We start from the raw sequence: 14567 nt of genomic DNA on the forward strand, positions 1-14567 counted from the left end.
GCTTGTTGGCACCTACGCCTTCCGCCGTATGTCGGTGGATGCGAACCGGGTACATTTCGACCATTGGTAGCAAGAAAATCATACAAATCCGCCGGACGGGTGAAATTTGCCGACGCGTTGTCACAAATCTGTAATAGCGGGCTTCTAAAGCGGTTTCGAGAAGGCAAAAAAAAACAAGGCTGAAAGCCCTGTTTTTAAAGTATCGCGTGATCTTTATCCGTTGCCGGTGGCAGCGTCTGCGCGCGCCAAAGATCTGATCCTCCCAAGACTTGACCGCGAAAATGACAGGAATTTGTACTCCCTGCCTCTTTTGTGGCCTGAACCTAGCCCAAACCTTAGGCGTTGTCATCCGCTTTTTTTGCATTTTTGATACACTGGAATATTTTTTTTCCGTTGACAAACTTCCCGCAATTTCCGTTATTGACGGGCTCTTTTTCGAGCCGGCTTACGAAGCTCCGGTTGCCGCACCTTCGCAGTTCAAGATTGCCGTCCGAGACCCTTCCGCCGGGTTCCCTTCCTGCGATGAAGCGTTTATGTACGCGTGAAAATCAACGTCGTTTCGCCCGATTCTTCGTTTAGGCGGAAGCATCAACTGGACCCTGCCATGCGCCTCTCTCGCTTTTTCATGCCCATTCTGAAGGAAAACCCCAAGGAGGCGGAGATCGTCTCGCACCGGTTGATGCTTCGCGCCGGCATGATCAAGCAGAATTCCTCCGGCATCTATACATGGCTGCCGCTGGGTAAGCGCGTGCTCGACAAGGTCAATGCGATCATCCGTGAGGAACAGAACCGCTCCGGCGCAGTCGAACTGCTGATGCCGACGCTGCAGTCTGCCGAGCTCTGGCAGGAAAGCGGCCGCTATGATGCCTACGGCAAGGAGATGCTGCGCATCAAGGACCGGCAGGACCGGCCGATGCTCTATGGTCCGACCAACGAAGAGATGATCACGGACGTGTTCCGTTCCTACGTCAAGTCCTACAAGGACCTGCCGCTCAATCTCTACCATATCCAGCTCAAGTTCCGTGACGAGATCCGTCCGCGTTTCGGCACCATGCGATCGCGCGAATTCCTGATGAAGGACGCCTACTCCTTCGACCTTGACCGCGAAAGCGCGGAGCACGCTTACAATCGTATGTTCGCTGCCTACCTGCGTACCTTCTCGCGCATGGGACTGCGCGCCATTCCGATGCGCGCCGACACGGGTCCGATCGGGGGCAATCTCAGCCACGAGTTCATCATCCTGGCGGAGACCGGCGAGTCCGAAGTGTTCTGCCACAAGGACTTCCTGAACTTCGACATTCCGGACGTGGATACCAATTTCGACGACGTTGCGGGTCTCCGCGGCATCTTCGACAAGTGGACCTCCCTCTACGCCGCAACGTCCGAAATGCACGATGCGGACGCGTTCGACGCCATCCCCGAGGGTGAACGGCTTTCGGCCCGCGGTATCGAGGTCGGCCATATCTTCTATTTCGGCACAAAATACTCCGAGCCGCTGGGCGCGAAGGTACAAGGCCCCGACGGCAAGGAGCATCCGGTCCACATGGGCTCCTATGGCATCGGACCGACCCGTCTCGTGCCGGCGATCATCGAAGCATCGCACGATGAGAACGGCATCATCTGGCCGAAGGCGGTCGCCCCCTTCGAAGCGATCATCATTAACATGAAGGCCGGCGACGCAGGCTGCGACGGTGCCTGCGAGCAGATCTATACGGCGCTCCGCAACGCGGGCGTCGATGCCCTCTATGACGACACGGACGACCGGGCAGGGACCAAGTTCGCCACGGCCGACCTCATCGGTGCGCCCCTTCAGATCATTGCCGGCCCGCGTTCCGTCGCGAATGGCGAAGTGGAAGTGAAGGACCGCAAGACCGGCGCACGCGAGACCCTGACCGTCGAGGCGGCGATCGCCCGAGTGACGGCTAACTGATCCGGAGACATCATGGCAGAGGCAGCGAGCGGCGAAGTTGAGAGGCCGGTGGAAAGCCGGCTGGCAAGCCGCCCGTTTTCCGCTTTCGAACGAATGGTCGCCTGGCGCTACCTGCGGTCCCGCCGCAAGGAAGCGTTTATTTCGGTCATCGCGGGTTTCTCCTTCATCGGCATTATGCTCGGCGTGGCGACGCTCATCATCGTGATGGCGGTGATGAACGGTTTCCGTACGGAACTCATCTCGCGAATTCTGGGCATCAACGGCCACATGATCGTGCAGCCGATCGACGGGCCGCTGGATAATTACGCTGCGCTCGCCGAGAAGTTCTCCGCGGTGCCCGGCGTGACCATGGCCATCCCGCTCGTCGAGGGGCAGACGCTGGCTTCCGGGCCGGGCGGCGCGGGTACCGGCGCGCTGGTCCGCGGCATTCGCGCCGAAGACCTGACCAAGATGAAGATGGTCTCGGACCATATCAAGGAAGGCGATCTCGTCGGTTTTGCTGCCGGTAACGGCGTGGCGATTGGCGCCCGCATGGCCGAGGCGCTCGGCATCCGAGCAGGTCAGCAGATAACGCTGGTGGCGCCCGAGGGTGACGTCACGCCGCTCGGCGTCAATCCTCGCGTGAAGAGCTATCCCGTTTCGGCTGTCTTCGAGATCGGCATGTCGGAATACGATGCATCGATCATCTACATGCCGCTGGAAGAGTCGCAGCTCTACTTCAATGCCGAAGGCATCGTGCAGTCGATCGAGCTTTTCGTTTCCGATCCTGATCGCATAGACGACCTGCGCGAATCCGTGGAGGCGGCGGCCGGGCGGCAGATCTACATAACCGACTGGCGGCAGCGCAATCGCACCTTCTTCTCCGCGCTTGAAGTCGAGCGGAACGTGATGTTCATGATCCTGACGCTGATCGTGCTGGTGGCCGCGCTCAACATCATCTCCGGCCTCATCATGCTGGTGAAGGACAAGGGCAGCGATATCGCAATCCTGCGCACCATGGGTGCGAGTTCCGGGGCGATCATGCGGATCTTCTTCATGACCGGGGCCGCGATCGGCACGGTCGGAACATTCGCGGGCGTGCTTCTCGGCGTCATCGTCTGCCTCAATGTCGAATCGATCCGCCAGTTCTTTTCCTGGATCTCGGGGACGACGCTGTTCAACCCCGAGCTCTACTTCCTGAGTCAGCTGCCGGCCGACATGAACGCAGGCGAAACCGTCTCCGTCATCGTCATGGCACTTCTCCTCTCCTTCCTGGCGACCATCTTCCCGGCGTGGCGCGCATCCAGGCTCGATCCCGTCCAGGCCCTTCGTTACGAATAGGAAGACCATTTCCATGAATGCACGCGTGGCATTGCAACTGTCCGGCGTCGAGCGCCATTACGGCCAGGGCGAGACGCTGCTTTCGATCCTGAAGGGAGCCGATTTCACCTTGCGCAGCGGCGAGACGGTGGCATTGGTGGCGCCTTCCGGTACCGGCAAGTCGACGCTCCTTCACATCGCCGGCCTTCTGGAGAAGCCGGACGCGGGCGAGGTGATGATCAACGGGGTCTCGTGCGGCAATCTCGACGACGAGAAGCGTACGGCCATCCGAAGAGCTGAAATCGGGTTCGTGTACCAGTTCCATCATCTCCTGCCGGAATTCTCCGCGCTGGAAAACATCATGATGCCGCAGCTGATCTCCGGTCTTTCCAAGGCGGAAGCTCGGGTGCGCGCGGCCCAGTTGCTGGACTACATGCGCATCGGCCATCGCGCCGAACACCGCCCCTCGGAGCTCTCCGGCGGTGAGCAGCAGCGCGTCGCGATCGCCCGCGCGGTCGCCAACGCGCCAATGGTTCTTCTTGCGGACGAGCCGACGGGCAACCTTGATCCGGAGACGGCCGGCTATGTGTTCGAGGCGCTGGAAGCCCTGGTTCGCCAGTCGGGGCTCGCGGCATTGATCGCAACCCACAACCACGAGCTTGCCTCCCTCATGGATCGTCGTGTCACGATCGAGGACGGCAAGGTGCACGAACTGCGCTAAACGGCTTCGGTGCTGCGGGCGGCCCCTTACTCGCCGCCGAGGCCGCAAGCCTTCTGACCGATCTGGTCGTCCCAGTCCTTGAGCAAAACCAGCTCGCCCTTCACGGTGAGTGCCTTGCTGTTGACCTTCCCCTTGCCGGTCAGGACGTTGAAATCGCATTCGGTCGTATTGTTCTGATCGAGCGTATCGTAGGACGAGTAGGTGTATCCTGCCACGACGAAGTCAAAATTGCGGTAGGCGACCGTCAGCGTCTGCCGCCAGCGGTCTCGCCCGACAGCATCGTTCTTCGTGGTGATTGCGATCGAGCCGTTAGCAAGTGCGGCAAGTTCCGGCTCCTGGCCGAACATGGCGTAGTTTCCCCAGACCTTGTTGGGAAGTGCGGTGACCAGCTCGAGCCGCTTTTCGTCACCCTTGTTGATGTAAATATAGATGCCGTTGTCGTCGTCGCTGCCTTCCTCGGGCTTTGCGATCAGCGCGAGGTCGGGATTGGCATCCTTGTTCCAGTCTCCGCCTGCGGCAGCGACGATCCTGTCGGCCGGAAAATCGGCGGCGCCGACCGGCATCGGCAAAAGCGCGGCAAGGATCAGCGGCAAGAGACGTTTCATCGATGGTTCCGGGGCTCCGGTTCGTGCGGCGGGATCAGGTGAAACGAGACTATTCGATCCCTTCCGATTGTCCAGACGCGTCTGGCCTTCCGGATCCGCGTCGCGATATGGCTCGCTTGACACGTGAACAAAAATAGAACAAAATAAAAACATACAAAGAAAGGGAGCCTTGCAATGACCGATTTTCTGCGTGACCTCGCTGCATTCGCATCCATGGCCATGTTCGTGGCGAGCTTCTCCGTCATCATCCTCGGAATGTAGAGACTACCTTCGCAGTCGCAATCGGCCGCCCGGGTGTTTGGTTCTGCGTGGTCCCTCCGTTTGATATCGGGGAAAAGGGCGGTCGTGCGCTGCCGTTATGGACTCACGAGCGGCGAATCCGTGTATCGTCACCTCTTCTTCGATGAGGTGCAGGTATGGCGGGTGATACGACGGCGACGGTTTCCGGAGACGAGGCGAAAGGATCGCCGGCTTTCGTGCATCTGAGGGTGCATTCGGCCTTTTCCCTGCTCGAAGGGGCGCTGCCCATCAAGAAGATTGTCGGCAAGGCGGTCTCGGACGGCCAGCCGGCCATTGCCATCACCGACACGAACAACCTGTTTGCGGCTCTGGAATTTTCCCAGAAGGCGGTCGGCGACGGCATTCAGCCGGTGATCGGCTGCCAGCTCTCGATCGACATGGAGGACGAAGGTGACGGTGAGCGGCGCGGCGGTCAGGCCCAGCTTGCCAAGCTCCCGTCCGTGGTCCTGCTCGCTGCGACGGAGGAGGGTTATGTTCGCCTTGTTGAACTGGTGAGCCGCGCCTATCTCGGCGGCGAGGGCGGCCAGTCTGTGCGCATCGCGCTTTCCTGGCTGGAGGAGGGCACTGAAGGGCTCATCGCCCTCACGGGCGCTTCCACGGGACCCGTCGACATGGCACTCATCGCGGGCCAGCCTACGGTCGCGGCCTCGAGGCTCTCCGCGCTGAAGCGGCTCTTTGGAGATCGCCTCTATGTCGAGCTGCAGCGGCACGGACGCTACGACCGGCAGCACGAACGCCGCATGATCGAATTCGCCTATGCACAGGACCTGCCGCTGGTCGCGACCAACGAGCCGTTCTTTCCGTCGCCGGACGACTACGACGCTCACGACGCTCTCATGGCCGTCGCGCACAATGCCATGGTGTCGGACGACAGCCGTTTCCGCCTGTCGCCGGATCACTACCTCAAGAGCCGGAAGGACATGGCGGCGCTCTTCGCCGACATGCCGGAGGCGCTCGAGAACACCGTCGAGATTGCGCGGCGATGCTCCTTCATCCTGAAGACGCGTGGGCCGATCCTGCCGCGCTTCACCGGTGCCACCGACGATCCCGCGGAGGCCGAGCGTGCCGAATCCGCGGAACTCCGCCGCCAGGCGGCCGAAGGGCTGGAAGAGCGAATGGACAAGCTCGGCCTTTCGCCGGGTTATTCGCGCGAGGACTATGTGGAGCGCCTTGATTTCGAGCTCGGCGTCATCGAGCGAATGAAATTTCCGGGCTACTTCCTGATCGTTTCCGACTTCATCAAGTGGGCCAAGCAGCAGAACATACCCGTCGGACCCGGCCGTGGTTCGGGTGCAGGCTCGCTGGTCGCCTATGCGCTGACCATCACCGATGTCGATCCGCTGCGGTTCTCTCTTCTGTTCGAGCGCTTCCTGAACCCCGAACGTGTGTCGATGCCGGACTTCGACATCGACTTCTGCCAGGACCGCCGCGAAGAGGTGATCCGCTACGTCCAGCGGAAGTATGGCCGCGAACAGGTGGCGCAGATCATCACCTTCGGTTCGCTGCAGGCGCGCGCGGCCTTGCGGGATGTCGGGCGAGTCCTCGAAATGCCCTACGGGCAGGTCGACCGGATCTGCAAGCTGGTGCCGAACAATCCTGCGAACCCGACGCCCCTCTACAAGGCGATCGAGGAGGAGCCCAAGCTGCAGGAAGAGGCGGAGAACGAGCCGGTCGTCGCACGCCTGCTCGACATCGCCCAGAAGATCGAGGGGCTTTACCGCCACGCCTCGACGCATGCCGCCGGCATCGTCATCGGCGACAGGCCGCTGTCGCAGCTCGTGCCGATGTATCGCGATCCGCGCTCCGACATGCCCGTCACCCAGTTCAACATGAAATGGGTGGAGCAGGCCGGCCTCGTGAAGTTCGACTTCCTCGGGCTGAAGACCCTGACCGTTCTCAAGACCGCGGTGGATTTCATCCGCAAGCGCGAGATCGAGGTGAAGCTCGAAAGCCTGCCGCTGGATGACGGCCTGACCTACGAGATGCTGTCGCGCGGCGAAACGGTCGGCGTCTTCCAGGTTGAAAGTGCCGGCATGCGCAAGGCGCTCATCGGCATGCGTCCGGACTGCATCGAGGACATCATCGCGCTCGTGGCCCTCTACCGGCCGGGCCCGATGGAGAACATCCCGGTCTACAACGCCCGCAAGCACGGTGAAGAGGAGATCGAATCGATCCATCCGATGATCGATCATCTCCTGAAGGAAACCCAGGGCGTTATCGTCTACCAGGAACAGGTGATGCAGATCGCCCAGGTTCTGTCGGGATACTCTCTCGGCGAGGCCGATCTGCTTCGCCGCGCCATGGGTAAGAAGATCAAGGAGGAGATGGACAAGCAGCGTGCCCGCTTCGTCGAGGGCGCGGTGAAGAACGGCGTCTCCAAGCCGCAATCCGACCTCATCTTCGACCTGCTCGCCAAGTTCGCGAACTACGGCTTCAACAAGTCGCACGCCGCCGCCTACGCCATCGTCTCCTACCAGACGGCCTACCTCAAGGCGCACTATCCAGTCGAGTTCCTCGCCGCGTCGATGACCTACGACATGTCGAACACGGACAAGCTCAACGATTTCAGGCAGGATGCTGCGCGCCTCGGCATCAAGGTCGTGCCGCCTTCGGTGCAGACGTCGTTTGCTCATTTCGAGACCGGCGAAAACCGCATCTACTATGCGCTTGCGGCAATCAAGGGCGTTGGCGAGGCCGCGGTTCAGCACATCGTCGACGTGCGCGGCGACCGTCCCTTCGAAAGCCTCGAGGACTTTTGCCTTAGGATCGACCCCAAGTTCGTCAACCGGCGCGTCTTTGAAAGCCTGATTTCCGCAGGTGCCTTCGATTGTTTCGGCCATGACCGTGCCGCGCTGATCGGCGGGATGGACCGCCTGCTCGGCTATGCCCAACGTGCGCAGGAAAACAAGACAAGCGGCCAGAGCGACATGTTCGGTGCGGGCGCCGCAACCGGTCCGGAGGTCATTTCATTTCCCTCCTACACGCCTTGGCTCGCATCCGAGAAGCTGCACCGGGAGTTCCAGGTGCTCGGCTTCTACCTCTCCGCCCATCCGCTCGACACCTACAACGTGATGCTCGCGAAGATGCGGGTTCAAGGCTTCTCGGATTTTGCAGCGGCAGTGAAGAAGGGCGCAACGGCAGGACGCCTCGCCGGCACTGTAACCTCCAAGCAGGAGCGCAAGACACGCACCGGCAACAAGATGGGGATCGTCGCCTTCTCCGATGCCTCGGGCCAGTTCGAGGCCGTGCTGTTCTCCGAGATGCTGAACCAGTACCGTGACCTGCTGGAGCCCGGGAAATCGCTGGTGATGACGGTGCAGGCGGAAGAGCGGCCGGAGGGGATCGGTATGCGTATCCAGACATTGCGCTCCCTGGAGGAAGAAGCCCTTCAGCAGCAGAAGGCGCTACGCGTCTATGTGCGCGATTCAGGCCCCTTGCGATCCATCGCCTCGCATCTCAACGCCAAGGGCGACGGCCTCGTCTCCTTTATCGTCATCAAGGACAACGGCCAGCGCGAGATCGAAGTGGAGCTGAACGAGCGCTACAGGATCTCGCCGGAGATTGCCGCCGCGCTGCGCACGGCGCCAGGCGTGATCGACGTGGAACTGGTCTAGGGGCAAAACCTTGCTGAGGTGAACGCTGGCCCGGCGGCGGATCGTGCCGTTGTGCCTGATCGGACCGGGTTGCTCTCCTCGGGGAGAGCCGCCGTCGGCCGGGAAGATTGTCCGCTGGATATCTTAGGCTGCGCCTCCGGTAGAAAGTCGAGGCCCTTTGGGTGTTCACTTGATGGTGACGACTGAGCTCTCGACCTTGTGCCTATTGCTCACGCGGCTGCCGGAGCCGGCGCTCTCGCGGGTGACGGTGATGAAATCGGTTCCCGCGCCGGTTTCCGGTCCGAGCCCCATGTCGGAAATGGAAATGGACGTGCCCTCGGTCATCATCTGAGCGATTCGTGCCCGTGTGTCCTGCGGGATGACAAGGCGATCGAGTGTCCTGCTGATCGCCTCCGCGTCGAATGAATCCTCGATCGTGGTGATGCCGAGCCGCTTCATCGTGGACGCCGGCAGCTCGTTCGCAAGGCTGACGCCGTACCAGTCCACCAGCCCCTGGTCGGTGTCGACGCCGCGTGCCAGCAGGAACTGGGCTCCGAGCGCGATTTCGGGATTGAGGATCTCGACGGGTCCTTCGAAGAGTGGCGTGAAATTCTTGCGAACCATGATCTGGCCGTTCGGGGGTGATCCCTTGCCCGCCTTTGCGTAGATTGCCTTTGCAAGATCCTGTGTCAGCATCCCGTCGGTCTTGAGACCCTCGGCCGCCTGGAACGCCCGCAGCGCCGTGTAGGTGAGGGGACCTGCGAAGCCGTCGGGAATCCCGACGTCGTAGCCAAGCCCGGAAAGCGTCTCCTGGAGGTCCATCAGTTTTTCGCGGTCACCTCGCCGGGTGATCAGGATGCGCAGCGGATCGGAGTCCGTCCGCATGACGACCGGGCTCGGCGTTTCGGGCTTCGGTTCGTTCATGGCGACCTCGATGCTGCCCGTCATGTCTCCATGGCTCGTCAGGCGAAGCTTCGCATCCGACAGCAAGGGTTCGTCCGGTTCGGTGACACCCGGGCGGAAGAGGACCCGATGCACGACGCGGCGCGGCGCCACTTCGCCGCCGCTGATCAGCACATGGCCGCCCCGCCGGGTCAACTGGTAGAGCGTTCTGGCGAAGTCGCTCGGAAGACGGACGCATCCGTGGGAGGCCGGATAGGACGGCACGTGATTGGAGGCGTGCAGCGCGATGCCCGACCATGTCAGCCGTTGCATGAATGGCATCTCGGCATCGTCATAGAGGTTCGAATGGTGCATCCGCTTCTTTTCGAGAATCGAGAAGATGCCCGTGGGTGTGGTGTGCCCCGGCTTGCCGCTCGACACCTTCGACGAAGCGACGACGACGTCGCCGTCATAGACCTTCAAGGACTGAAGGTCCCTCGAAACGATGATCTCCAGAGGACCTTCGAGGGTGCCTGCTGATGCCGGGGACGCAAACGCAATGGCAAGGAGGCCGATCCCGGCTATCCGGCTGAAGGTCATCAATCTGGTTCCATACGCGATACAAGGAACCGCGATTATGCCCCGTGGCATTTAACGAAGTTTTGATACGAATCCTCCGAATCGACAGCAGCCCTCCGCCGCGCGATTTCAAACGGCTGCCGGGGATAGGCTGAAGCACGCACCTCGGGTGCTCAGCGCCGGTCCTTGCCGAAGGTGTATCCGGTTTCGACGCTGTTCTTTCCGAACTTGTCGCGGAGCGTGTTCATGGCCGCCTCCGCAGCCGCGCGGCGGCCGGCCTGCGGATCGACAAGGTCGGGAGGATCGGCGCGCTGCGGATCTGTGAGATCAGTGACGCCAATGCCGATGAGCCGGAACTTGGTCCCGTTCACTTCCTTCTTCAGGAGTTCCGCGCCGATGCGGAAGATGCGGTCCGCAAGCATGGTGGGATCCTCCAGCTTGCGGTTGCGGGTGCGGGTCTTGAAGTCGCTTGTCTTGAGCTTGAGAACGACCGTCTGCCCCGCGATGCCGGTCTTGCGAAGCCGGGAAGCGACCTGCTCGCTGAGGCGGCGCAGGATCGCGATGAGTTCGTCGCCAGCTGAAATGTCCTCGAAGAAGGTGGTTTCCGAGGAGACGCTCTTGGCCGCGTCGTTGAGATGGACCTCGCGATCGTCCTGTCCGCGCGAGAGATTGTAGAGCCGCTTGCCCATGACGCCGTAGCGGCGCATGAGATCGCTTTCCTCCATGGTCTGCAACTGGCCTATCAGACGGATGCCGTCGCGCTCCAGCGTCTCCGCAAAGGCCTTTCCAACGCCCCAGATCATTCGGACCGACTTGTCCTTCAAGAAGTCCAGCGCTTCCTCCTCTCCGACAACCGAGAAGCCGCGCGGCTTCTGGAGGTCGGAGGCGACCTTTGCGAGAAACTTGCAGTAGGAAAGCCCGACCGAAACGGTGATCCCGATCTCGCTCTCGACGCGTCTGGCGAAGCGCGCAAGCACCCGAGCGGGTGGGTCGTGGTGAAGCCGCTCGGTACCCTTGAGCTCGAGAAAGGCCTCGTCGATCGAGAGCGGTTGCACGAGCGGCGTCAGTTCCTGCATGAGCGAGCGCACCTCGCGCCCCACCTTCACGTACTTCTCCATGTCGGGCTTGATCACGATCGCCTGCGGACAGGCCTCGAGCGCCTTGAACATTGGCATTGCCGATCGGACCCCATGGATGCGCGCGACATAGCACGCCGTCGAGACGACTCCGCGCTTGCCGCCGCCAATGATCACCGGCTTGTCGGCAAGCTCGGGATTGTCGCGCTTCTCGACAGAAGCGTAGAAGGCGTCGCAATCGATGTGCGCAAGCGTGAGGCGGTAGAGCTCGGGATGATACAGGAGCCTGGGGCTGCCGCAGGCGAGGCAACGGCGCAGATTGTCGGGCTGCCCTTTCAGGCAGTCGCGGCAGAACCCCGGAAAACGCGTGTCGTTCAGGCCCATGGTGAGAACAAATATTGAACGTGGGGAAAGTAACGCGTATGCTGCTGCCACTCAAGAGCGCGGGGGCTCGCAAGTGCATGGCGTCAACACTTCATTTCTTCTCGATGAGGCAAGGCTCTGACTGGCTTCCTCATCGTCTGTTGCAGGTGAGAACGCGATCGGGACCTCCGCTTCCGCGGCGGGCTTTAGCTGCATGATGCCGTTCGCGTCACCTGCCTGCGATCGGCATCCAATGCGCGCGAATGAGGCTTGCGGCGTGAGTCCAGTCCGTTGCACTCACGACGCCATCGCCGAGCGCAGGCGCCATGGCGCGAAATTCCGCGTTCGCCATCAGATGCAGCAGCAGCGTGTCCGGCGCATGTGCGCGAACGGATTCGAGGTTGCGCGATATGTCGTCGATGAAGACCGCGGGCAGGGAGCGCTGGCGATGCAGGGCGCGCACCACCGGTCCCTTTTCCTCCTCGGTGGCGACCATCGGAAATGTGAGCCCCACCCGATCCAGCAGCCGGCGGCGGGTTGCCTCGTGGCGCGGCGGCATGGCCGTCAGGAAGACGACGTCCGCGTCCTTGCCGAGCATCGTCAGTGTCTCGACGGCCTGGAGCGCCGGCCGCTGCCAGGCCTCCTGATCGGCGAAGAAATCCTCCTGCAGCGCGGAGATGACGGCGTTGTCGGTTATCGTTCCATCGATAAGCCCCACGATGTTCCCGTGCAGCCGGAACGATCTGGGCAGCAGATCGTGGCCTCGCGAGTTCAGGAACTCGCGAAACGGGGTCAGGAATTCGAGAACGACCTCATCGACGTCGCAGACGACCAGGGGACGGTCGCCAAGACGGATATGGTCGATCGTAACCGTGCTCGTTACCATGACGAATACTCGTCGCTGGCAGGCGGTCCGCACAGGACCGCGTGGGCGCGTACCACCGTTTCGGGCCGAATATCCGTCGCCTCGCAGAAGGCCATCAATGTCGGCTCGTGCCCCATGAGGAATTCCACGAGCGCGGCCAGGAAGGAAAGTTCGCCGGCCGCCTTGCGCAGCATGCCCGGTTCGACCCCGCTCAGCGCAAGGAAACGGGAAAGGTGTTCGGGCTCGCCGGCCAGCCAGCCAAGCACGGCAATGGCGGTCGCCTCGGCATCGGCGACAGGTGTATCTTTTTGGCGTTGCATCTGGGTTTTCCGGAAAAGTTACCTTTTAATCAACCAAATGGCACTAGTTTGGCGATGGTCAGGCTGGATGAATTCGGCATAGCCGCAACTTATATTTCTCGCGGAAGGTTGCAAGGCTGGAGTTATGAACAAGGACGCGCGATGCCCAAGCAAGTCATGATCGTCGAGGATAACGAGCTCAACATGAAGCTCTTCCGGGACCTCATCGAGGCCTCCGGATACACGACCATTCAGACCCGCAATGGCATGGAAGCACTCGATCTTGCCCGAAAGTACCGCCCCGACCTTATTTTAATGGATATTCAGCTGCCTGAGGTTTCCGGTCTCGAGGTGACGAAATGGCTCAAGGAGGACGACGAACTCCATGTCATTCCGGTCATCGCAGTCACTGCCTTCGCGATGAAGGGTGACGAGGAAAGGATACGTCAGGGTGGCTGCGAAGCTTATGTTTCAAAACCGATATCGGTACCGAAATTCATTGAAACCATAAAGACGTACCTCGGCGACGCATAGGAGCCGGGGCAGGGGCAGGGCGCATGACCGCACGAATTCTTGTCGTTGACGACATTCCGGCCAATGTGAAATTGCTGGAAGCGCGGCTGCTTGCCGAGTATTTCGATGTCCTGACGGCGGGAAACGGTCACGAGGCTCTTTCGCTCTGTGAACGTACCCAGGTTGATCTCATCCTCCTCGATGTCATGATGCCCGGCATCGATGGATTCGAGGTCTGCGAGCGGCTGAAGTCCAATCCGCGCACTGCGCATATTCCGGTCGTCATGGTGACTGCCCTCGACCAGCCCTCCGACCGCATCCGGGACTGAAGGCCGGCGCCGACGATTTCCTGACCAAGCCGGTGAACGACCTGCAATTGATGTCGCGGGTGAAGAGCCTCGTGCGGCTGAAGACGCTCACCGATGAGCTGCGCGCACGCGCGGCCACCGCGCGCGCACTCCAGATGCAGGACGGACTGAACGGCGCCATCGGCAACGAGCCGGGGCACGTGCTGCTCGTCGACGGCCGCGGCAGCTCGCAGGAGCGCATCGTCCGCTCGCTGAAGCCGATCGCCGACGTCATCTGCATATCCGACCCGCAGGCAGCACTCTTCGATGCGGCCGAAAACTCCTACGAACTCGTTATCGTCAATGCGAATTTCACCGACCACGATCCGCTGCGGCTCTGCTCGCAATTGCGCTCCCTCGAGCGTACCCGTTTCCTGCCGATTCTCCTGATTGCGGAACAGGGCAACGAGGAGATGGTGGTCCGCGCACTCGATCTCGGTGTGACCGACTATCTGATGCGGCCAATCGACCCGAACGAGCTGCTTGCCCGCACCCTGACCCAGATCCGGCGCAAGCGCTACGACGACAGCCTTCGCGCAAGCGTAAGGGAGACGATCGAGCTGGCCGTGACCGACGGGCTTACGGGGCTCTACAATCGCCGTTACCTCGACAATCACCTCAAGGTGCTGATCGACCGCGCGATGGCGCGGGGGCGTCCGCTCTCGATCTGCATGACCGACATCGATCGCTTCAAGGCGGTCAACGATACCTATGGCCATGATGCCGGTGACGACGTGCTGAAGGAATTCTCCAACCGCGTCCGCTCGGCCGTGCGTGGCGCGGACCTCGCATGCCGCTATGGCGGCGAAGAGTTCGTCCTGGTGATGCCCGACACGTCCGCCGAGACGGCCGCCAAGGTCGCGGAGCGTTTGCGCACCATAATCGAGCAACAGCCTTTCGCGATCGGAGCGGCCCAGGAGGCGCTGCAGGTGACGGCCTCCCTCGGCATCGCTACCGTACTGCCGGAGGGCGATACGCCGGATGCGCTGATGAAGCGGGCCGATGCTGCCCTCTATGAAGCGAAGCGCGCAGGCCGCAACCGGGTCGTCGCAGCCGCCGCCTGAGGCTCGCGGTTCGGCAGCTCCATCCCGGTTCCCTTCTCAACAGTACTTCCTGATTCCGGATCGCCGCTTCTCGTGTGATCTGCATTGCCAAACCCGGCTGTGGGGCGGGTTGTCCCGTTACTATCCAGTGC

General features: G+C 61.5%; 10 protein-coding genes and 1 pseudogene. 6 read left to right on the forward strand and 5 right to left on the reverse strand.

What is annotated here, in order from left to right; genetic code table 11:
• The first annotated feature begins 604 nt into the window (after nt 1-604).
• Genes proS through F3Y30_RS11105 form a run of 3 tightly spaced genes read left to right on the forward strand, consistent with a single transcriptional unit; the run spans nt 605 to nt 3950 of the window.
• Nucleotides 605-1930, forward strand: coding sequence for a proline--tRNA ligase (gene proS, locus F3Y30_RS11095; RefSeq protein WP_203422800.1), 1326 nt, complete (start codon nt 605-607; stop codon nt 1928-1930).
• A 12-nt stretch (nt 1931-1942) separates the two neighbouring features.
• Nucleotides 1943-3250 (forward strand): lipoprotein-releasing ABC transporter permease subunit, encoded by a 1308-nt coding sequence (locus tag F3Y30_RS11100; protein WP_203422801.1) that lies wholly within the window; start codon nt 1943-1945, stop codon nt 3248-3250.
• Between the two features lie 13 nt (nt 3251-3263).
• Entirely contained in the window at nt 3264-3950 is a 687-nt protein-coding gene (locus tag F3Y30_RS11105) for an ABC transporter ATP-binding protein (RefSeq protein WP_203422802.1), read from the forward strand.
• 26 nt (nt 3951-3976) lie between these two features.
• Here the strand turns inward: F3Y30_RS11105 and F3Y30_RS11110 are convergent, their stop codons facing one another.
• Entirely contained in the window at nt 3977-4555 is a 579-nt protein-coding gene (locus tag F3Y30_RS11110; RefSeq protein WP_203422803.1) for a hypothetical protein, read from the reverse strand.
• A 416-nt stretch (nt 4556-4971) separates the two neighbouring features.
• Between F3Y30_RS11110 and dnaE the strand changes: the two genes are divergently transcribed.
• Nucleotides 4972-8469, forward strand: a complete 3498-nt coding sequence (gene dnaE / locus F3Y30_RS11115) for a DNA polymerase III subunit alpha (RefSeq protein ID WP_203422804.1) — start codon at nt 4972-4974, stop codon at nt 8467-8469.
• 165 nt (nt 8470-8634) lie between these two features.
• Here the strand turns inward: dnaE and F3Y30_RS11120 are convergent, their stop codons facing one another.
• The 4 genes from F3Y30_RS11120 to F3Y30_RS11135 form a co-directional block, all read right to left on the reverse strand.
• Nucleotides 8635-9930 (reverse strand): L,D-transpeptidase family protein, encoded by a 1296-nt coding sequence (locus tag F3Y30_RS11120; protein ID WP_203422805.1) that lies wholly within the window; start codon nt 9928-9930, stop codon nt 8635-8637.
• 152 nt (nt 9931-10082) lie between these two features.
• Nucleotides 10083-11369, reverse strand: coding sequence for a DNA polymerase IV (locus F3Y30_RS11125; RefSeq protein ID WP_203422806.1), 1287 nt, complete (start codon nt 11367-11369; stop codon nt 10083-10085).
• A gap of 208 nt (nt 11370-11577) precedes the next feature.
• A complete protein-coding gene (locus F3Y30_RS11130; protein WP_203422807.1) occupies nt 11578-12234 on the reverse strand; it encodes a hypothetical protein in 657 nt (218 codons plus the stop codon).
• A complete protein-coding gene (locus F3Y30_RS11135; RefSeq protein ID WP_203422808.1) occupies nt 12228-12533 on the reverse strand; it encodes a DUF3572 domain-containing protein in 306 nt (101 codons plus the stop codon). Before F3Y30_RS11135 ends, F3Y30_RS11130 begins: the two co-directional genes overlap by 7 nt.
• A gap of 141 nt (nt 12534-12674) precedes the next feature.
• Between F3Y30_RS11135 and F3Y30_RS11140 the strand changes: the two genes are divergently transcribed.
• Nucleotides 12675-13046, forward strand: coding sequence for a response regulator (locus F3Y30_RS11140; protein ID WP_010065708.1), 372 nt, complete (start codon nt 12675-12677; stop codon nt 13044-13046).
• A gap of 23 nt (nt 13047-13069) precedes the next feature.
• Nucleotides 13070-14436 (forward strand): annotated as a pseudogene (locus F3Y30_RS11145) (PleD family two-component system response regulator).
• The last annotated feature ends 131 nt before the right edge of the window (nt 14437-14567 follow it).

It is taken from the genome of Sinorhizobium sp. BG8, from assembly GCF_016864555.1.
In the GTDB taxonomy this organism is placed as follows: Bacteria; Pseudomonadota; Alphaproteobacteria; order Rhizobiales; family Rhizobiaceae; genus BG8.

Coding starts and splice junctions, on each gene's coding strand:
- proS (WP_203422800.1), top strand. CDS start 605: ATGCGCCTCTCTCGCTTTTTCATGCCCATTCTGAAGGAAAACCCCAAG.
- F3Y30_RS11140 (WP_010065708.1), top strand. CDS start 12,675: ATGCCCAAGCAAGTCATGATCGTCGAGGATAACGAGCTCAACATGAAG.
- F3Y30_RS11135 (WP_203422808.1), bottom strand. CDS start 12,533: ATGCAACGCCAAAAAGATACACCTGTCGCCGATGCCGAGGCGACCGCC.
- F3Y30_RS11110 (WP_203422803.1), bottom strand. CDS start 4,555: ATGAAACGTCTCTTGCCGCTGATCCTTGCCGCGCTTTTGCCGATGCCG.
- F3Y30_RS11120 (WP_203422805.1), bottom strand. CDS start 9,930: ATGACCTTCAGCCGGATAGCCGGGATCGGCCTCCTTGCCATTGCGTTT.
- F3Y30_RS11100 (WP_203422801.1), top strand. CDS start 1,943: ATGGCAGAGGCAGCGAGCGGCGAAGTTGAGAGGCCGGTGGAAAGCCGG.
- F3Y30_RS11105 (WP_203422802.1), top strand. CDS start 3,264: ATGAATGCACGCGTGGCATTGCAACTGTCCGGCGTCGAGCGCCATTAC.
- F3Y30_RS11125 (WP_203422806.1), bottom strand. CDS start 11,369: ATGGGCCTGAACGACACGCGTTTTCCGGGGTTCTGCCGCGACTGCCTG.
- dnaE (WP_203422804.1), top strand. CDS start 4,972: ATGGCGGGTGATACGACGGCGACGGTTTCCGGAGACGAGGCGAAAGGA.
- F3Y30_RS11130 (WP_203422807.1), bottom strand. CDS start 12,234: ATGGTAACGAGCACGGTTACGATCGACCATATCCGTCTTGGCGACCGT.